This window comes from Nocardioides sp. W7 (genome assembly GCF_022919075.1).
Lineage (GTDB): Bacteria > Actinomycetota > Actinomycetes > Propionibacteriales > Nocardioidaceae > Nocardioides.
This window is the reverse complement of record NZ_CP095078.1, coordinates 2,433,330-2,450,422: the sequence shown is the minus strand read 5'-3', so window position 1 is coordinate 2,450,422 and position 17,093 is coordinate 2,433,330. Positions and strand designations below refer to the sequence as shown.

Sequence of the window (17,093 nt, the reverse complement as noted above, 5' to 3'; positions counted from 1 at the left end):
CGTCGGATCGATCACGCCGGCCGGTTCGTCGGGGACCCGCCCCCCGACGGGCCGGCCGGTCGGCGTACTGCCCGGTCGGCTCGGAGGCGACGGGTCGTCCGTAGGGTTCCACCATGAGCACCGCGGCCGTTCGAGGCAGGTTCCAGTGGACGGTGGCCGTCCCGGTCGTGGCGATCGTGCTGCTGGCGGCCACCTGGGTCAACCACGAGAACCCCGCCGTGCTGGCGCTGATCGGGGTGTTCCTGGTCGGCGCGGTGCTCGCCTCGGTCCACCACGCCGAGGTCGTCGCGCACCGGGTCGGCGAGCCCTTCGGGTCGCTGATCCTCGCCGTGGCGGTCACCGTCATCGAGGTCGGGCTGATCGTGATGCTGATGACCAGCGGCGGCGAGGGCACCAGCACCTACGCGCGCGACACGGTCTTCGCGGCCGTGATGATCACCCTCAACGGCATCGTAGGCATCGCGCTGCTCGTCGGCGCGCTGCGGCACCACCTGGTGAGCTTCAACGCCTCGGGCACCGGCTCCGCGCTGTCCACCGTGGTGCTGCTGGCCGGCGTGACGCTGGTGCTGCCGAGCTTCACCACCTCGGCGCACGGGCTGCAGTACTCCGGCTCGCAGCTCGCCTTCGCCGCCGTCGCCTCGCTCGTGCTGTACGGCGCGTTCGTGTTCACCCAGACCGTCCGCCACCGCGACTTCTTCCTGCCGGTCAGCAGCGACGAGTACGGCCGGGTCACCGGCCTGCTCGACGAGGACGCCGACGGCCACGCCGACCCGCCGCCGGCCCGCGAGGCCTGGCTCAGCCTGGGGCTGCTGGTGGTCGCGCTGGTCGCGGTGGTGGGGTTGGCCAAGCTCCTCTCCCCCACCATCGAGGACGGCGTGAAGGGCCTCGGTTTCCCGTACGGCGTCGTCGGCGTCGTGATCGCCCTGCTCGTGCTGGCCCCCGAGTCGATCGCCGCGGTCCGCAACGCCCGTCGGGACCGGGTCCAGATCAGCCTCAACCTCGCCTACGGCTCCGCGATGGCCTCCATCGGCCTGACCATCCCGACCATCGCGATCGCCTCGATCTGGCTCGACGGCCCGCTCGAGCTGGGCCTGCAGCCGACCCATCTGGTGCTGCTCGCGCTCACGGTCGCGGTCTCCATCCTGACCGTCGCCCAGGGTCGCGCCAAGGCGATGCAGGGCGTGGTGCACCTGGTCCTGCTGGCGGCGTTCATCTTCATGTCCGTCCAGCCCTGACCGTCCAGCCACGGGCGCGGTGGCAGACGTCATTCGGACAGAGCCAGCGGTTGCTCCGTCCGGATGACGTCCGGGGAGCCGGTCAGCGCGAGCCGACGAGCCGCACCGGCCGCCGCTCGGCCATCGTGTAGCGGGTGGGCGCGGGGGCGGTGGTGCGCAGGTGGATGTTCTGGAGCAGGCCGACGGCGAGCATGCCGGCGAACATCGAGCTGCCGCCGTACGACACGAAGGGCAGAGGTACGCCGGTGACCGGCATGATGCCCAGGCACATCCCGATGTTCTGAAAGGCCTGGAAGCCGAACCAGCAGGCGATGCCGGCGGCGGCGACCCGGCCGAAGACGTCGTCGGTGCGGCTCGCGATGAGCAGGGCCCGCCACAGGACGATGCCGAGCAGCGCGATCAGCAGGCCGGCGCCGAGCAGGCCGAGCTCCTCGCCGGCGACGGTGAAGATGAAGTCGGTGTGCTGCTCCGGCACGAAGCCCGAGCGCGTCTGGGAGCCGTCGAAGAGCCCCTGCCCGAACAGGCCGCCGCTGCCGATCGCGGTCTTGGCCTGCTCGACGTTGTAGCCCGCGCCCTGCGGGTCGAGGTCGGGGTTGGTGAAGGCCAGGAACCGGTCGACCTGGTAGGCCTTCAGCACCCCGGCGGAGACGGCCGCCACGGCGGCGGTGACCACACCGCCGGCCAGCAGCACCAGCCAACGTCGCGGCGCCCCGGAGACGCCCAGCACGCCGAAGACCGTGGCGCTGAGCACCAGCATGGTGCCGAGGTCGGGCTGCAGGATGATCAGCGTCGCGGGGACGCCGGCGACCACGAGCATCAGCACCACGTCGGTCAGCCCGACCTGCGCCCGCCACTGGCCCACAGCGCGCTCGGCGAGCACCAGGGCCATCCCGATCACGACGGCGAGCTTCGCGAACTCCGCCGGCTGGATCGACAGGCCGCCGAGCATCAGCCACGACTGGGAGCCGTTGATCGTCGTACCCATGGTGAGCACCAGCACCAGGCCGGCGACCGAGGCCAGATAGACCACGGGCGCGACCAGCCGGACCCACCGGTGATCGGCGGCGACCACGACCAGCATCAGCACCAGGCCGATGGCGACGTTGACCACGTGCTTGCGCAGGTACGCCGTCGGGTCGCCGCCGGTGAGGTCGTCGCGGGCCGAGGTGGCCGACCAGACGAGCAGGGTGCCGAGGGTGACCAGGCCGAGGACGGCCAGCATCAGCAGCCAGTCGATGCGCGGTGCGCGGGAGGTGCTCATCACTCGCCCTTCCTCGTCGCGGCCGGCGGCACGATCGAGCCGTCGTCGGTGAACGTCGGCAGCCCGGCCGGCGCGGTGGTGCCGGGGATGGCCGCCTTCCCGGGGACGACCTTGTCGCCGGCGACGCCGTACAGCGCCTCGTAGATCGCGCGGACCGCCTCGCCGTTCGTCCCGGAGCCGGTGCCGCCCTGACTGACCATCATCACGACGACGTAGTCCTCGGAGTAGGAGGCGACCCACGACGTCGACTGCTTGCCGTAGACCTCCGCCGACCCGGTCTTGGACCGGACCTGGACCTCGTCCAGCGGGAAGCCGACCATCTTCCACGACATCGTGCCCTGGCGGGTGACGCCCTGGAGGGCCTCGTCGATGTAGGAGATCACCTTCTCGGGCAGCCCGACCGTGCCGGCCTTCTTCGGCCGGATCTTCTTGATCACCTCGCCGTCGGGGCCGACGACCGCCTTCCCGATCCGCGGCTCGTAGAGCGTGCCGCCGTTGGCGAGGGCGCCGTACGCCCGGGCGAGCTGGAGCGGCGTGACGATCGTGTCGCCCTGGCCGATGGCGAAGTTGACCGCGTCGCCGGCACGGTAGGCGAAGCCCTCGATGCAGAACTCGCGGGCGAACTTGTAGACGAAGTCGCTGGTCTTGCCGTCCTGCGGCTTCCCGGAGATGCCGCAGTAGTAGTCCTTCATGGACTCGTAGTACGCGAGCTTCCACTTCCGGTCGGCGATCCGGCCGGCGGCCTCGCCGGGCAGGTCGAGGCCGGTCTCGGAGCCGAAGCCGAAGTTCTTGGCCTCGCTGACCAGCGGGTCCTTGGCGTTCACGTCGTCGACGTCGGAGCCCAGGCGACGCCAGAAGTCGTAGCCGACCCGGTAGAAGAAGGTGTTGCAGGAGACCTCGAGGGCCTTGTCGAAGCCGATCACGCCGTACGCGCCGGACTCGTAGTTCTTGAAGACGCGGTTGCCGACCTGGAAGCCCGAGGAGCAGGCCAGCCGGGTGTCGGTGGAGTAGCCGTGGGTCAGCGCGCCCGCGGTCATGAACGGCTTCCACGTCGAGCCGGGGGCGAACTGGCCCTGGGTCGCCCGCCCGAGCAGCGGGGTGCCGGCGTCCTCGGAGTAGAGCCGCGCGAGCTGCTTCTTGGAGATGCCGCCCACCCAGACCTCGGGGTCGTACGTCGGCTGGCTGGCCATCGCCACCACCCGGCCGGTCTTCGCCTCCAGCACGACCGCGGCCCCGGAGTCGGCGACGTAGTTGCGCTTGGTGACCGGGTCGCGGGTGGCGCGGGCCCGCGCGATGGTGTCGGCGAGCTGCTGCTCCACGACCCCCTGCACCTTCGCGTCGATCGAGGTGACCAGGGTGTTGCCGGGCTCCGCCTCGACCTCGCTGTCGTCGCCGAGCACCCGGCCCATCGAGTCGACGGCCACCCGCTGGTAGCCGGGCATGCCGCGCAGCCACGCGTCGTACTGCTGCTCGACGCCGGCGCGGCCGACCGTCGAGGCGCCGTTGAGCGAGGCGTCCTCGTCGGACTCCGCCTGGTCGTACTCCTCCTCGGTGATCGGGCTGAGGTAGCCGAGGACGTGAGCCAGGTTGATCCCGAACGGCCGCGGGTAGGAGCGCACGGTCTGCTGCTCGGCCAGCACGGCCGGGAAGTCCTCGGGCTGCTCGAGCACCCGCAGCGCGATGTCCTGCGCGACGTCGGTGGCGACCGGGACCGGTTGGTACGGCGAGCCGTTCCAGCACTCCCCCACGACCGAGCCCTCGTCGCCGCAGTTGACCAGCGCCCGCTCCATCCGGACGGTCCGGACGCCCACGACGTCGGAGAGGCGCTCGAGCAGCTGCTGCTGGCGCTCCTCGCTCATCCGGCCGAGCATCGTGCGGTCGACCGAGACCACCCAGGAGGTGCGGTTGGTGACCAGCGGCCGGCCCTGGGCGTCGACGATCAGCCCGCGCTGCGGCTGCACCACGACCTCGCGGACCGACTGCGACGCCGCCTGGGCGGTGTACTCGTCACCGGTGACGACCTGCAGGTAGTACAGGCGCACGAGCAGGGTCGCGAAGAGCGAGAAGACCAGGGCCTGGACCACCAGCAGCCGGAGCCGGCTGCGGCGCGACCCCTCCGCGGAGGCGGCCATCAGCGAGCCCTCATCGGGCGTAGGCCCGGTCGGGCTCCAGGCGGTGGAACAGCGCGGTCACCAGCGGCAGCACGAGCGGCGTGAGCAGCACGTCCCACACCACGGCGATGCCGATCACCCCGAGCAGCTCACCGACGCCGGCCGAGGTGTCGCGCAGCACCAGCCCCGAGATGGCGAAGACCGAGGTGCCGACGAACGAGCAGGCGGCGACGGTGGCGACCACGGTGGAGGCGGTGGGGCGTACGTCGGGGCGCATCCGCCCGGCGACGTACCCGACGAGGACGAGCGCGAGGGCCCAGCGGCCGGCGATGTGGTCGGCGGGCGGGGCCAGGTCGAGCAGCACGCCGGCGCCGAAGCCGAGCAGCATCGCGAACTGGGTGCCGCGCACCAGCGCGGAGCCGACCACGACCAGCAGGCACAGGTTGGGCACCACGCCCGCCCAGGCCAGGTGCGGGAACAGGGTGACCTGGAGGATCAGCGCGAGCGTGACCGCGCCGAAGGCGACCAGGCCGCGGACGGTGTTCACTTCAAGCTCCCGTCGGCCTCGATCACGGCGCGGTCACTGCCGCTGCCGGAAGGGACGACGACGCCCACGACGTCGAGCGAGCCGAAGTCGACGTACGGCTCGATGACGGCGCGCTGGGAGGAGTCGCGGAGGTTGGAGTAGACGGTGGTGACCTGGCCGACGGGGACGCCGGCGACGTACGGCGCGCCGCCCTCGCTGCCCCAGGTGACGACCGAGTCGCCCTCGGCGGGGACCACGGACTCGTCGACCAGCTCGAGGTCGAGGCGCGCGTCGTCGCCGATCGAGCCGCGGCCGTGCAGGAAGCCGACCTGCATGCTGCGGCCGATCCGGCCGCCGACCACCGAGTCGGCGTCGACGAGGAGCAGCACGGTCGAGGTCGTGCGGGTGACGCGCAGGATCCGGCCGACCAGGCCGTCGTCGTTGAGCACCGTCATGTCGGCGCGCAGCCCGGAGTCCGAGCCGGCGTCGATGGTGACGGTGTCGGAGAACGACTGGGAGGCGCCGAGACCGACCACCCGGGCCGGCACCAGCGCGAAGCCGAGGTCGGACGCGGCGGCCGTGAGGCCGTCGTACTCCTGGAGGCGGTTGCGGTCGTAGTCGGCCCGGTTCGCCTCGGCGCGCAGGCGGGCGTTCTCGGCCTCGAGGTCGGAGATCTCGTCCTGCATTCCGTCGCGGGTGCGGAACCACTCGGGCACCGCGGTGAAGGGTCGCAGCACGCCGGTGGTGCCGCTCTCGACCGGGCCGAGGACCTCCCCGACCACCCGGCGGGCACCCTCCACCGGGGAGTCGTCACCACCGCGGACGTCGAGGGTCATCAGGCTCAGGCAGGCGAGCACCAGCGCGACCACCAGCGACGTCGGCGGTCGACGGCGGTCGCCGTCGAGCCGGTCCGTGCTGCGCCAGCGCTTCTCGGTCGCCATCAGAAACGCCTCGGCTCCGAGACCAGCACCTGCTGGAGCGCCTCGAACTCCTCGACGCAGCGGCCGGCACCCTGGGCGACCGAGGTCAGCGGGTCCTCCGCGATGTGCACGGGCATGCCGGTCTCGTGACGCAGCCGCTCGTCGAGACCGCGCAGCAGGGCGCCGCCGCCGGTCAGCACGATGCCGCGGTCCATGATGTCGCCGGCGAGCTCGGGCGGGGTCTGGTCGAGGGTCGCGCGGACGGCGTCGACGATCGCGTGCAGCGGTTCCTCGAGGGCCTGGCGGACCTCGGCGCTGGAGACCACGACGGTGCGCGGGAGTCCGGAGATCATGTCGCGACCGCGGATCTCGGCCTCGGGCTCGTCGGGCAGCGGGAACGCCGAGCCGAGGGTCATCTTGACCTCCTCGGCGGTGCGCTCGCCGAGCATCAGGGAGTACTCCTTCTTCATCCACGCGACGATCGCCTGGTCCAGGTCGTCGCCGGCCGTGCGGATCGAGAGGCTGGTGACGATGCCCCCGAGGGAGATGACCGCGACCTCGGTGGTGCCGCCGCCGATGTCGACGACCATGTTGCCGGTGGCCTGGTGAACGGGGAGCCCGGCGCCGATCGCGGCGGCCATCGGCTCCTCGATGATGTAGACCCGGCGGGCGCCGGCCTGGTAGCCGGCCTCCTTGACCGCGCGCTGCTCGACGGCGGTGATGCCGCTCGGGACGCAGATGACCATCCGCGGCTTGGCGAAGTAGCGTCGGCGGTGCACCTGCTGGATGAAGTAGCGCAGCATCTGCTCGGTCGCCTCGAAGTCGGCGATCACGCCGTCCTTGAGTGGCCGGATGGCGGCGATGTTGTCGGGCGTGCGGCCGATCATCCGCTTCGCCTCGTGGCCGACCGCGAGGATCTCGCCGGTGCTGTCGTTGAGGGCGACGACGCTGGGCTCGTCGAGCAGCACGCCCTTGCCGCGGACGTACACGAGCGTGTTGGCGGTGCCGAGGTCGACGGCCATGTCGCGGCCGAAGAAGCTGTTCGCCATGCCGGATGCCTCGCAGGGGGTGCGTCGTACGTCGGGGAAGTGAGGCCTTCCCTGCACGTGACGCACCTCGTGCTGGCACGCTCGCGACGGATCGACCCTGCGAGCGAGCCTAGGTTTCAGCGCGGCCGGTTCCGGGACGCCACGCCGAGACCCCTGTGACTCCCGTGACCCGTGTGACTCCCACCGGACCCCAGCTCCGCCGAGTCAGCAGAAGTAGCGGGCCGAGTCAGCACCAGTAGTGCTGACTCGGCACTCGGCTTCAGAGGTGGGGGAACCAGATGGCGATCTCGCGCCGGGCCGACTCCTCGGAGTCCGAGCCGTGCACGAGGTTCTCGCGGTTGGAGAGGGAGAGGTCGCCGCGGATGGTGCCGGGGGCGGCCTTGCGGCCGTCGGTGGCGCCGTTGATCGCACGGACGACCTCGACGGCCGAGTCGCCCTCGAGGACCAGGGCGACGAGCGGGCCGCTGGTCACGAAGTCGCGCAGCGGCGGGTAGAAGTCGCGCTCGACGTGCTCGACGTAGTGCTGGTCGGCCGTCGCGGCGTCGATGAGCCGGTGCTCCATCGCGACGATCGTCAGGCCCTTGGCCTCGAATCGGGAGAGGACCTCTCCCACCAGACCGCGCTTGACGGTGTCGGGCTTGAGCAGGACCAGGGTGCGCTGGGTCATGCCCGGACCCTATCCAGGCGGGTACGACGCCGCGCGCCGGGTCACGTCATCGGGCACCCGGCCGTGCGAGTCCTCCCCCGACACCGGCCCGGCCGAGACGTGGCGCAGCGGGATGTGACCGCCCCACACCCCCGCCTCGACATCGGCCGGCTCGTCGACCGGACCGCCCGCCCGCGCCTTCATCGACGCCTCGTGCAGGGGTACGGCGAGCACCGCGGTCGCGGCGAGCTCCTTGCGGGTGCTGGCCCGGAGCGTGGCCGCCCGGCCCGGGATCATGTGGTCGACGATCAGGTCCAGCGCCCGGGCCCGCTCCGACTCGTCCTCGACGACCCGCGCGGCGCCGATGACGACCGCGGAGCGGTAGTTCATCGAGTGGTGGAACGCCGAGCGGCCCGCCACCAGACCGTCCACCTCGGTGACCGTCACGCAGACCGTGGCACCCACGGCCTGCCGGAGCCAGCCGGCGGCCACCGAGCCGTGGACGTAGAGGCTGCCGCCCTCGTCGGGACCGTCGGGGTCGATCGCGAAGGCGGTGGGGAGCACCAGCGGGTGCTCGCCCACGACCACCCCGACGTGCGCGACCAGGGCGTCGGCGAGGAACCGGTGCAGTTCCTCTCGGTCGGTCACCATCCGGTTGCGGCCGCGGGTCACGGTCGTGCGGTCGGTCGGGGACAGCGGCCTGGTCGGGGTGGTCGTCATGGTCGGGGTGGTCGTCATGGTCCTAGGCTGGTCGAGAAGTGGCCTGCATGCACGGGCCAATCAACAAGCGATTGAACAGGACACTCGTGACCGCCCTCGCCGTCTCCCTGGACCGGGGCGACCCGCGCCCGCTCGGCGCCCAGCTGGCCGACCACATCCGTCGCCGGGTCACCGACGGCCGGCTCGTCGCCGGCGACCGGCTCCCGAGCAGCCGGGCTCTCGCGGCCGACCTGGGCGTCGCCCGGGCCGTCACCGAGCAGGCCTACGGCCAGCTGGTCGCGGAGGGTTGGCTGGAGGGCCGTCACGGCAGCGGCACGTTCGTGTCCGCCGGGAGCCCACTGGCCCGACCGGCACCCGCCCGTCGTACTCCCCCGCCGGCGGACGCCGGCCTGGTCCGCCTCGATGCCGGCACGCCCTGGATCGACCCGCGGTACGCCGCCTCCTGGCGCCGGGCCTGGCGCGACGTGGCGAGCGCCCGCGCGCCACGGGGGTACGACGACCCGCGCGGGCTCCCCGAGCTGCGGGCCGAGCTCGCCGCCCGGCTGGGCCGGACCCGCGGCCTGGACTGCGACCCCGACGAGGTGCTGGTCACCGCGGGCACGACCGACGGCCTGCGGCACCTGCTCGGCGAGCTGCCGCCGGGCGCGGTGGCGGTCGAGGATCCGGGCTACCGGTCGGCGGTCGCCACGGTGCGACTGGCGGGGCGCGAGGTCCGCGACCTGCCTGCCCTCGAGCCGGTGACCGACCTGGCCGGCTGCGCGGCGGCGTACGTCACCCCCGCCCACCAGCACCCGCTCGGCCCGACCATGCCCGGCAGCTCGCGGCTGGGCCTCCTCGACGCCGCCCGCGCGGCCGGGGCGGTGGTGGTCGAGGACGACTACGACTCGGAGTTCCGCTACGACGTCGCACCGGTGCCGGCGCTGGCCAGCCTCGACCGCGACCGGGTCGCCTACCTCGGCACGGCGAGCAAGTCGGTCGCGCCGAGCATGCGGCTGGGCTGGCTGGTCCCGCCGCCCGCCGTCCTCGACGCGGTCGATCGGACCCGCCGGGTCACCCACGACACCGCGTCCTGGCCGGTACAGCGCGCCTTCCTCTCCCTGCTCCGCGACGGGTACGTCGACAAGGTGGTCCGCTCCGCTCGCCGGGTGTACGCCGACCGGGCGGCGCGGGTGGCGGGTGCGTTGGCGCCGTACGCCCTGCCGCGGGGGCCGGTCGCCGGGATGTACGCGACCGTCGAGCTGTCGCCCGACGCGACCCGCCGGGCCTTCGAGGCGGCCCGGAGCGCCGGCTTCGACGTGCCGCTGCTGGCCGACTACTGCCGCAGCGAGGTGCGGCACGGGCTGATCATCGGCTTCGGCGGCTGCACCGACGTCGAGCTGGACGCCGCCCTGGCCGCGCTCGTGCGCGGGCTGGACGCCGACTAGGACGAGGACCGCCGGGCCGTCACGCCGGCCTGCAGCCGCTCCATCAGGGCACGGATCGCCGGCACCCCGTCGGCACCGGACCGGTGCACCATCCCGACGTGCCGCTCGCCGAACGCGCGCGAGCGGCGGACGTCGACCTCGGGGTGGCGGAAGGCGCGCAGGGCCAGGTCGGGGAGCACGGTGACCCCGAGCCCGTGGGCGACCAGGTTCTGCACCACCACGTAGTCGTCGCTCTCGTGCAGCAGGCGGGGCTCGAAGCCGGCCGCCCGGCAGCAGGCCAGCAGGTGCTGCCGACAGCGCTCGCAGCCGGCCACCCACCCCTGCTCGGCGAGCCAGTCGGTGCCGACCCGGGCGGGCGCACTGCCCGCGATGGGGAGCACGAGGTGCATCGGTTCCACGTGCAGCGGAACCCAGGCCAGCGACCCGTCGTCGACGGGCGGCCCGTCGTAGGCGAAGACCAGGGCGACGTCCACCTCGCCTGCGAGCACGGCCGCCCATGCCTCGGGAGGCTCGGTCTCGACGAGCGTCACCTGGACGCCGGCGTGATCTCGGTGCAGCGCCCGCACGGCCGGCGGCACCAGGGTGGCGGCGGCCGAGGGGAAGGCCGCGAGCCGGACGGTGCCGGCGCGCAGGTCGGCCAGTGCCCCGAGCTCCTCCTCGGCGTGGTGCAGCGCGCTGTGGACGACGTCGGCGCGGGCGAGCAGGGCCGTGCCGGCCTCGGTGAGGGTGGTGCCGCGGGTGGTGCGCACCAGCAGCGGGCCGCCGACCTCCCGCTCGAGCTGGCGCAGCTGCTGGCTGACCGCCGACTGGGTCGTGCCGAGGTCGCGGGCGGCGGCGCTCAGCGAGCCGGAGCGGGCGACGGCGCGGAAGAGGAGGACGCGGCGAGGATCCACCGTGCCATTAGACCCACTAATGGGCACTACCGGCAATCGCAGCCTACCTATGAACCGTGGCGCCCTCCATGCTGGACGACATGGACACCCGTATCGAAACCCTGGGCCTGATCGGCGGCATGAGCTGGCACTCGACCGCGACGTACTACCGGCTGATCAACGAGGCGGTCGCGGCCGAGCGGGGCGGGCACGCGTCGGCGAGCATCGCGCTGCAGTCGCTCGACTTCGCCGAGGTGCGCGCCTGCCAGTTGGACGGCGACTGGGACCGAGCCGCCGCCCTTCTCGTCGAGGCCGGGCGCCGGTGCGTGGCGGGTGGCGCGAGCACGGTCGCGATCTGCACCAACCTGATGCACAAGGTGGCACCTCAGGTCGAGGCTGCCCTCGATGTCCCGCTGCTCCACATCGGCGACGCCATCGGCGCCGAGGCGAACCGACGCGACTGGGGCACCCTCGGCATCCTCGGCACCCGCTGGGTGATGGAGGAGGACTTCTACGCCGAGCGGCTGGCCCGGCACGGTGTCGCCACCGTGGTGCCCGCCGCCGCCGACCGGGAGCTGGTGGACACGATCGTCTTCGACGAGCTGACCCGGGGGGTGGTCCGCGACGCGTCGCGGGACGCCTACGTCGACGTGATCCGCGTGCTGGCCGAGCAGGGGGCCGACGCCGTCGTGCTCGCCTGCACCGAGATCGGCCTGCTGGTGAGCCCCGACGACAGCCCGCTGCCCCTCATCGACAGCGCCGAGGTGCACGCCCGGGCGCTGGCCGACGTCGCGCTGGGCCGGCTGGGCGAAGCCGCATCCGTCGGCTGACCTGTCAGTCGGGCGGGTCGACCAGGTGGTCGAAGGCCGCGTACGCCGCGGTCCGCTCCCGCTCGATCTTGCGGCCCAGGAAGTCGGCCGTGCCCCACAGCAGCGCGAAGATGCCGCCGAGCACGAACATCAGCGGGATCGCGAACCCGAGCCCGATCGCGGCGACCTGGACGGCCCAGCCCGCGGCGTACGCCCACTCGCGGCGGAGCATGCCGGCCAGCAGGATGCAGACCACGGCCAGCCCGAGCCCGATCGCCAGGGACGTCCCGACGGCGACGTCGGCGACCTTCACCAGCACCGGCGTGGTCAGCCCGAGGGCGATCGCCTCCAGGCAGAGGATCGCGGCGCACATGCCCCGACGGGGCGAGCGCTCCCGCTCGTTGCTCACGACCGGTTCTCCTGACGACCACCCGGCCGGTGAGCGGGACGACGCAGCAGGGTCCGCGCCTCCCCGGCGGTGACGACGGAGCCGGTGACCAGCACCGCGCCCGAGCCGAGCGGGGAGCCGAAGGCCTCGCCGGCCTCGGCGAGGGTGGCAGCGGCGTGGACCGCGTCCTCCAGCCGTGGCTCCACGCTGACCCGGTCGTCGTCGAAGATCTCGCGGGCGACGGCGGCGAGCTGCTCGGCGGGCATCGCGCGGGAGGTGGAGTTCTGCGTGCAGATGACGTGCGCCAGGTGGGGTTCGAGGGCCGAGAGCAGCCCCTCGGCGTCCTTGTCCTCCATCACCCCGATGACGCCGATCAGCGGCGAGAACGTGAAGGAGTCCTCGATCGCCGCGGCCGACGCGGCCGCGCCGTGCGGGTTGTGGGCCGCGTCGAGCACGACCGTGGGCGAGCGGCGGACGATCTCGAGCCGCGCCGGCGAGGTGACCTCGGCGAACGCCGCCCGCACCAGCTCGTCGTCCAGCTGCTCGTCGCGGGCCGCGAAGGCCTCGACGGCGGCGAGCGCGACCGCGGCGTTCTGGGCCTGGTGGGCACCGTAGAGCGGCAGGAAGACGTCGTCGTACCGACCCCGCAGGCCCTGCAGCGAGACCACCTGACCGCCGACCGCGGGGACCCGGGAGATCACGCCGAACTCCATGCCCTCGCGAGCCACGGTGGCGCCGACCTCCGTCGCCCGCTCCAGCAGCACGGCGGCCACCTCGGGCTCCTGCTGGGCGAGCACGACGAACGAGCCCTCCTTGATGATCCCGGCCTTCTCGACCGCGATCGCGGCGGGCGTGCCACCGAGGTACTTGGCGTGGTCGACGGCGATCGGCAGCACCAGGGCGACCTGGCCGTCGGCGATGTTGGTGGCGTCCCACGAGCCGCCCATCCCGACCTCGACCACGGCGACGTCGACGGGCGCGTCGGCGAACGCGGCGAAGGCCATCCCGACGACCGTCTCGAAGAAGGAGAGCGGGTGCTCCTCGCCCGCGTCGACGAGGTGGGTGTACGGCGCGATGTCGTTGAAGGCGCGCACGAACGCCTCGTCGTCCAGCGGCTCGCCGTCGACCGAGATCCGCTCGCTCATCCGCTCCACGTGCGGGCTGGTGAACCGCCCGGTGCGCAGGTCGAGCGCGCGCAGCAGCGTGTCGATCATCCGCGAGGTGGAGGTCTTGCCGTTGGTGCCCGTCAGGTGGATGACGGGGTAGGACGCCTGCGGGTCACCGAGCATCTCGGTGAACGCGCGGATCCGGTCGAGGGACGGCTCCAGCTTGGTCTCGGGCCAGCGGGACAACAGCGCGTCCTCGACCTCCTCGAAGGTCTGGGCCAGGCGGGGTGCGGGTACGTCGCTCATCTCGTCGCCGAGTCTAGGGTGCGGCACCGTCAGCGCCGGACTCGCCGCGAACGGTCCGCACCGGGGCTGACAGAAACTGAAACAGGTTCTAGGTTGGCGTCATGAGGACCACGGTCGCGATCGTCAACTCCCCCGGGCAGGACTTCACCTTCGAGGAGGTGGAGCTGGAGGGGCCGCGCGCCGACGAGGTGCTGGTGCGCATCGTCGCCACCGGGCTGTGCCACACCGACGTGACGATGAAGGGCATGCTGCCCGCGGAGATGTTCCCCAACGTCTTCGGCCACGAGGGCGCGGGCGTCGTCGAGGCGGTCGGCCCCGACGTCACCGGCATCGAGGTCGGCGACCACGTGGTGCTGAGCTTCCGCTCCTGCCGCGCGTGCCCGTCCTGCGAGGCCGGCCTGGTCGGCTACTGCGACTCCAGCCTGATGATCAACTACATGGGCATGCGGATGGACGGGTCCACGACCTACACCCGCGACGGCTCGCCGGTCTTCGGCTCGTTCTTCGGCCAGTCCTCCTTCTCCCGCCACGCCATCGCGTACGCCGACAACTGCGTGGTGGTCGACCCCGACCTCGACCTGACCCTGGCCGCGCCGTACGGCTGCGGCTTCCAGACCGGCGCCGGCACCGTGCTCAACCTGCTCCAGCCCGATCCGGCCGACAGCCTGGTCGTCTTCGGCGTCGGCGCCGTGGGCCTGGCCGCGATCGCGGCGGCCGCGTCCGAGGGTGTCGGCACCATCGTCGCCGTCGACCTGATGGCCAGCCGGCTGGAGGCCGCGGCCCGGTTCGGGGCGATCGGCGTGAACCCGTCCGAGCTGGGCGAGGTCTCGGTGGTGGACAAGGTCAAGGAGCTGACCGGCGGCGGGGCGACGTACGGCATCGACACCACGGCGGTCCCGGCCGTCGTCAAGCAGGCCCAGCAGTCGCTCGGCCGTCGCGGCACCCTGGTCGCGCTCGGGCTCGGGTCGGAGGAGTACACCCTCGACGCCATCGACCTGCTCCAGAACGGCAAGCGGGTGATGGGCTCGATCGAGGGCGAGTCCGACCCGCAGGAGATGGTGCCGCGGCTGCTCGCGATGAGGGCGGCGGGCACCTTCGACATGGACGGGCTGATCGCGACGTACCCCTTCGAGAAGATCAACGACGCCGTCGCCGACCTGCACGACGGCAAGGTCGTGAAAGCGGTCCTGACCTGGTGACAACCTTCTCGCCACTCCCCCTCGTCGGAAGGGGTGGAGAGGTGGTCGTGGATGCAGCTGTCGTTCGAGGAGTTCGTCGCCGCGCGGTCCGGCGCCCTGTGGCGCAGCGCGTACCTGCTGACCGGTGACCGGCAGAAGGCCGAGGACCTGCTGCAGACCGCGCTGGTCAAGGTCTGGCGGCGCTGGGACTCGATCGTGCGGCGCGAGGCGGCCGAGGCCTACGTGCGGGCGGCGATCGCGACGACGTACACCGACTGGTGGCGCCGGCGCTGGAACGGTGAGGTGCCGACGTCCGCTCTGCCCGACGCCGCCGGGCCCTGCGAGTCGACCGGCGTGGAGGTACGCCGCGACGTGCTCGCCGCCCTCGCCCGGCTGCCCCGAGGCCAGCGAGCGGTCGTGGTGCTCCGGTTCTTCGACGACCTGAGCGAGCAGCAGACCGCCGACGCCCTCGGCGTCAGCGTCGGCACCGTCAAGAGCCAGACCTCGCGCGCGCTCGCCGCGCTGCGCACCTCTCCCCTGTTCCAGATCGACGGAGCCGCGACCGAAGGAGAGCGCCCATGACCGAGACCGACCGCCTGCGCGACCTCCTGGAGCAGACCGCTCCGGGCACCTCCGAACTGTCCCCTGCCGAGCGCGCCCACGCCGTGGCACGCCGCGGCCGCGCCGTCCGCCGCCGCCGCCGTCGGGCCCTGGCCTGCGGCGGAGCTGCCGCCGCGCTGGCCGTGGCCGTCCTCGTCCCGCTCACCTTGAGCGGCGGCGACGACGCTCCCGACGCCGCGGCCCCCCGGCCCGATCCGAGCGCCGTCCCCTGCCCCGCCGGCCCGATCGCCCTCCCCGCCCTTCCGCCCGCGCTCGACGGCGAGATCGTCTCGGCGCGTGCCTGCGAGGCCGTGGACACCCTCTCCGGCTGGTCCGACGAGCCGCTGCTGAGCGAGGCGGCCGAGGCCTTCGTGGCCGACGTGCAGGCGCTGCCGTCGTACTCCCTGCCGGCGCAGTGCGCGTTGATGATGGTCATCCCCGACCCCTGGGTGCTGGTCGTCGAGCGCAGCGGCGGCGAGCCCGCCGTGATCGGCTCGTCGATGCGCTCCTGCTCGTCCGTCCCGATCGACGGCACCGACCGCGGCGCGGGCGAGGTGCTCGCCGCCTTCGCCGGCAACCTCGAGCGGCAGCGCACGGGCACGCCACCCCTGGCCTGCCCCGACGGACGGCGGCTCGCCCAGGGCGCACCGACCTGGAACGCCTCGTTCGACCTGTCCGCGGTCACGGCCGGCATGGTCTGCTATCGGATCGACCCCCTGGGCTCGCGCGAGTACGCCGCGACCGAGGGCAAGCTGGACGTCGAGAGCCTCGCAACGATCCGCGACGACCTGGTCGCCCACATCGGACCGCCACGCGAGGAGACCTACAGCTGCGTCGACACAGGACCGCAGCGGCTGCTGCTCCTCCAGGACGCGGACGGTGACCTGGCCGCCTTCGTCGACGACCAGTGCTCGGGCGACTTCGTCAGCGCGCACGGGACCTGGACTCCCGGCGCGGCAGGCGAGGACGCGATCGCCGACGTCCTCGGCGGCCGCGTCAGCGGATGACCAGGCTGGCGGTGTCAACCACCGGCCGGAAGCCGATCGCGGCGTAGATCCGGTTCGACGTCGGGTTGTCCTGGTCCGTGAACAGGCAGACCCGGTGCCCCTCCGCGCGGAGCCGGGCCGAGACCTGCGCGACCGCCGCGCCCGCGTAGCCGCGTCGCCGGTGCTCGCGGGGCGTGATGACCGGGCCGATGCGGACGACGCCGTACGCCGGGACGTTGTGGTGGGTTAGGTGCACGACCTCGCCGTCCGGGTCCTCCCAGAGCCAGACCAGGCCGGCCTCGACCCGCGACGCGAGCTCGTCCTCGCTCAGCGACTCCGACCCGTGGGGCGGGCCGACCCGGCCGGTCATCTCCGCGGCGAGCACGCCGAAGTCGTTCCACCACGCGGTCGCGAGCGGCACGTCCGCCGCGGTCGCGATCCGGAGCCCGCCTGGGGCATCGTGCGCGACGAGCTCCCCCAGCTCCCAGAGCCGGGTGCGCTCCTGCACCGTCGTCGTGCCGCCGCTCAGCCGGGCGGTCTCCTCGGCGAGCACGCGGGCCGGCACGAGGGCGCCGTTCACCCCGCCGAGCGGCTCGCCCCGCTCGTGCAGCAGCCGGGCCAGCGCGACCGCCGCCTCGTCCGGCATCGGCAGCAGGTACGCCGGGTGCGGCGCGAACGGCGCGGTCCGCATCGCGATCCCGACCACCTGGTCCGCGGCGTCCCGAACGCTCAGCCACCAGCGCGGGTGCGGGCCCGGCAGCACCCCGCGCTCGTCCTCGGCGATCGCCCGCGCGGTCACCGTCGCGACCAGCGTCGTGCGCACCGGGTCGGCGGCGAGCAGCTCCCCCGCGGCGGCCAGGAAGGCGCTCGGATCGGTGGTCAGGTCCAGGCGGAGGACAGCGGCGGACATGGGCCCACGCTAGGCACGGTGACAACCGGTTTTCGCAGGTGAGGGC

Annotated in this window: 17 protein-coding genes; 6 read left to right on the top strand and 11 right to left on the bottom strand. The window is 73.0% G+C overall.

All coding sequences use genetic code 11. The features are described 5' to 3' along the window. The first annotated feature begins 113 nt into the window (after nucleotides 1-113). Nucleotides 114-1,235 (top strand): ionic transporter y4hA, encoded by a 1,122-nt coding sequence (locus tag MUB56_RS11655; protein WP_244932057.1) that lies wholly within the window; start codon nucleotides 114-116, stop codon nucleotides 1,233-1,235. 82 nt (nucleotides 1,236-1,317) lie between these two features. On the opposite strand, the gene rodA is transcribed toward MUB56_RS11655, so the two are convergent. The 7 genes from rodA to MUB56_RS11620 all read right to left on the bottom strand — a co-directional run bounded on the left by rodA (nucleotide 1,318) and on the right by MUB56_RS11620 (nucleotide 8,486). Beyond that, entirely contained in the window at nucleotides 1,318-2,496 is a 1,179-nt protein-coding gene (gene rodA, locus MUB56_RS11650) for a rod shape-determining protein RodA (protein ID WP_244932056.1), read from the bottom strand. Then, nucleotides 2,496-4,628 carry a penicillin-binding protein 2 gene (gene mrdA / locus MUB56_RS11645; RefSeq protein WP_244932055.1) on the bottom strand — a complete coding sequence of 711 codons (2,133 nt, stop codon included), beginning with the start codon at nucleotides 4,626-4,628 and terminating at the stop codon, nucleotides 2,496-2,498. The genes rodA and mrdA overlap by 1 nt, the downstream gene beginning before the upstream one ends. Nucleotides 4,629-4,638: 10 nt before the next feature. Next, on the bottom strand, nucleotides 4,639-5,154 hold the full coding sequence (gene mreD / locus MUB56_RS11640) for a rod shape-determining protein MreD (protein WP_244932054.1): 516 nt from the start codon (nucleotides 5,152-5,154) through the stop codon (nucleotides 4,639-4,641). Next, nucleotides 5,151-6,074, bottom strand: coding sequence for a rod shape-determining protein MreC (gene mreC, locus MUB56_RS11635; protein ID WP_244932053.1), 924 nt, complete (start codon nucleotides 6,072-6,074; stop codon nucleotides 5,151-5,153). The genes mreD and mreC overlap by 4 nt, the downstream gene beginning before the upstream one ends. Continuing rightward, a complete protein-coding gene (locus tag MUB56_RS11630; RefSeq protein ID WP_244932388.1) occupies nucleotides 6,074-7,102 on the bottom strand; it encodes a rod shape-determining protein in 1,029 nt (342 codons plus the stop codon). Before MUB56_RS11630 ends, mreC begins: the two co-directional genes overlap by 1 nt. Nucleotides 7,103-7,361: 259 nt before the next feature. Next, nucleotides 7,362-7,769 (bottom strand): nucleoside-diphosphate kinase, encoded by a 408-nt coding sequence (gene ndk, locus MUB56_RS11625; protein WP_244932052.1) that lies wholly within the window; start codon nucleotides 7,767-7,769, stop codon nucleotides 7,362-7,364. Between the two features lie 9 nt (nucleotides 7,770-7,778). Then, complete coding sequence (locus MUB56_RS11620; RefSeq protein WP_244932051.1) at nucleotides 7,779-8,486, bottom strand: pyridoxamine 5'-phosphate oxidase family protein; 708 nt, start codon at nucleotides 8,484-8,486, stop codon at nucleotides 7,779-7,781. A 68-nt stretch (nucleotides 8,487-8,554) separates the two neighbouring features. Between MUB56_RS11620 and MUB56_RS11615 the strand changes: the two genes are divergently transcribed. Continuing rightward, nucleotides 8,555-9,892 (top strand): PLP-dependent aminotransferase family protein, encoded by a 1,338-nt coding sequence (locus MUB56_RS11615; RefSeq protein WP_244932050.1) that lies wholly within the window; start codon nucleotides 8,555-8,557, stop codon nucleotides 9,890-9,892. Here MUB56_RS11615 and MUB56_RS11610 read toward each other — a convergent pair. After that, nucleotides 9,889-10,785 carry a LysR family transcriptional regulator gene (locus MUB56_RS11610; protein ID WP_244932049.1) on the bottom strand — a complete coding sequence of 299 codons (897 nt, stop codon included), beginning with the start codon at nucleotides 10,783-10,785 and terminating at the stop codon, nucleotides 9,889-9,891. The genes MUB56_RS11615 and MUB56_RS11610 overlap by 4 nt on opposite strands. 80 nt (nucleotides 10,786-10,865) lie before the next feature. On the opposite strand from MUB56_RS11610, the gene MUB56_RS11605 reads away from it, so the two are divergent. After that, complete coding sequence (locus MUB56_RS11605) at nucleotides 10,866-11,594, top strand: amino acid racemase (RefSeq protein WP_244932048.1); 729 nt, start codon at nucleotides 10,866-10,868, stop codon at nucleotides 11,592-11,594. Between the two features lie 4 nt (nucleotides 11,595-11,598). Here MUB56_RS11605 and MUB56_RS11600 read toward each other — a convergent pair whose 3' ends face one another. Together MUB56_RS11600 and MUB56_RS11595 are read right to left on the bottom strand one after the other, a co-directional pair. Then, nucleotides 11,599-11,982, bottom strand: a complete 384-nt coding sequence (locus MUB56_RS11600; RefSeq protein WP_244932047.1) for a DUF4233 domain-containing protein — start codon at nucleotides 11,980-11,982, stop codon at nucleotides 11,599-11,601. Next, complete coding sequence (locus tag MUB56_RS11595; protein WP_244932046.1) at nucleotides 11,979-13,373, bottom strand: folylpolyglutamate synthase/dihydrofolate synthase family protein; 1,395 nt, start codon at nucleotides 13,371-13,373, stop codon at nucleotides 11,979-11,981. The genes MUB56_RS11600 and MUB56_RS11595 overlap by 4 nt, the downstream gene beginning before the upstream one ends. 101 nt (nucleotides 13,374-13,474) lie before the next feature. On the opposite strand from MUB56_RS11595, the gene MUB56_RS11590 reads away from it, so the two are divergent. Genes MUB56_RS11590 through MUB56_RS11580 form a run of 3 tightly spaced genes read left to right on the top strand, consistent with a single transcriptional unit; the run spans nucleotide 13,475 to nucleotide 16,158 of the window. Beyond that, the gene (locus MUB56_RS11590) at nucleotides 13,475-14,572 is read left to right on the top strand and encodes an NAD(P)-dependent alcohol dehydrogenase (RefSeq protein WP_244932045.1); all 1,098 of its coding nucleotides are present in this window, start codon (nucleotides 13,475-13,477) and stop codon (nucleotides 14,570-14,572) included. Nucleotides 14,573-14,623: 51 nt separating this feature from the next. Further along, the gene (locus MUB56_RS11585; protein WP_244932044.1) at nucleotides 14,624-15,133 is read left to right on the top strand and encodes a SigE family RNA polymerase sigma factor; all 510 of its coding nucleotides are present in this window, start codon (nucleotides 14,624-14,626) and stop codon (nucleotides 15,131-15,133) included. Next, complete coding sequence (locus tag MUB56_RS11580; RefSeq protein ID WP_244932043.1) at nucleotides 15,130-16,158, top strand: hypothetical protein; 1,029 nt, start codon at nucleotides 15,130-15,132, stop codon at nucleotides 16,156-16,158. The genes MUB56_RS11585 and MUB56_RS11580 overlap by 4 nt, the downstream gene beginning before the upstream one ends. Here MUB56_RS11580 and MUB56_RS11575 read toward each other — a convergent pair. Then, nucleotides 16,148-17,047 (bottom strand): GNAT family N-acetyltransferase, encoded by a 900-nt coding sequence (locus MUB56_RS11575; RefSeq protein WP_244932042.1) that lies wholly within the window; start codon nucleotides 17,045-17,047, stop codon nucleotides 16,148-16,150. The genes MUB56_RS11580 and MUB56_RS11575 overlap by 11 nt on opposite strands. Nucleotides 17,048-17,093: the final 46 nt, after the last annotated feature.

Bases quoted from the DNA above. Each gene is read 5' to 3' on its own strand.
- MUB56_RS11655 (WP_244932057.1), top strand. From the start codon at position 114: ATGAGCACCGCGGCCGTTCGAGGCAGGTTCCAGTGGACGGTGGCCGTC.
- rodA (WP_244932056.1), bottom strand. From the start codon at position 2,496: ATGAGCACCTCCCGCGCACCGCGCATCGACTGGCTGCTGATGCTGGCC.
- mrdA (WP_244932055.1), bottom strand. From the start codon at position 4,628: ATGGCCGCCTCCGCGGAGGGGTCGCGCCGCAGCCGGCTCCGGCTGCTG.
- mreC (WP_244932053.1), bottom strand. From the start codon at position 6,074: ATGGCGACCGAGAAGCGCTGGCGCAGCACGGACCGGCTCGACGGCGAC.
- MUB56_RS11630 (WP_244932388.1), bottom strand. From the start codon at position 7,102: ATGGCGAACAGCTTCTTCGGCCGCGACATGGCCGTCGACCTCGGCACC.
- ndk (WP_244932052.1), bottom strand. From the start codon at position 7,769: ATGACCCAGCGCACCCTGGTCCTGCTCAAGCCCGACACCGTCAAGCGC.
- MUB56_RS11620 (WP_244932051.1), bottom strand. From the start codon at position 8,486: ATGACGACCACCCCGACCATGACGACCACCCCGACCAGGCCGCTGTCC.
- MUB56_RS11605 (WP_244932048.1), top strand. From the start codon at position 10,866: ATGGACACCCGTATCGAAACCCTGGGCCTGATCGGCGGCATGAGCTGG.
- MUB56_RS11595 (WP_244932046.1), bottom strand. From the start codon at position 13,373: ATGAGCGACGTACCCGCACCCCGCCTGGCCCAGACCTTCGAGGAGGTC.
- MUB56_RS11590 (WP_244932045.1), top strand. From the start codon at position 13,475: ATGAGGACCACGGTCGCGATCGTCAACTCCCCCGGGCAGGACTTCACC.
- MUB56_RS11585 (WP_244932044.1), top strand. From the start codon at position 14,624: ATGCAGCTGTCGTTCGAGGAGTTCGTCGCCGCGCGGTCCGGCGCCCTG.
- MUB56_RS11580 (WP_244932043.1), top strand. From the start codon at position 15,130: ATGACCGAGACCGACCGCCTGCGCGACCTCCTGGAGCAGACCGCTCCG.
- MUB56_RS11575 (WP_244932042.1), bottom strand. From the start codon at position 17,047: ATGTCCGCCGCTGTCCTCCGCCTGGACCTGACCACCGATCCGAGCGCC.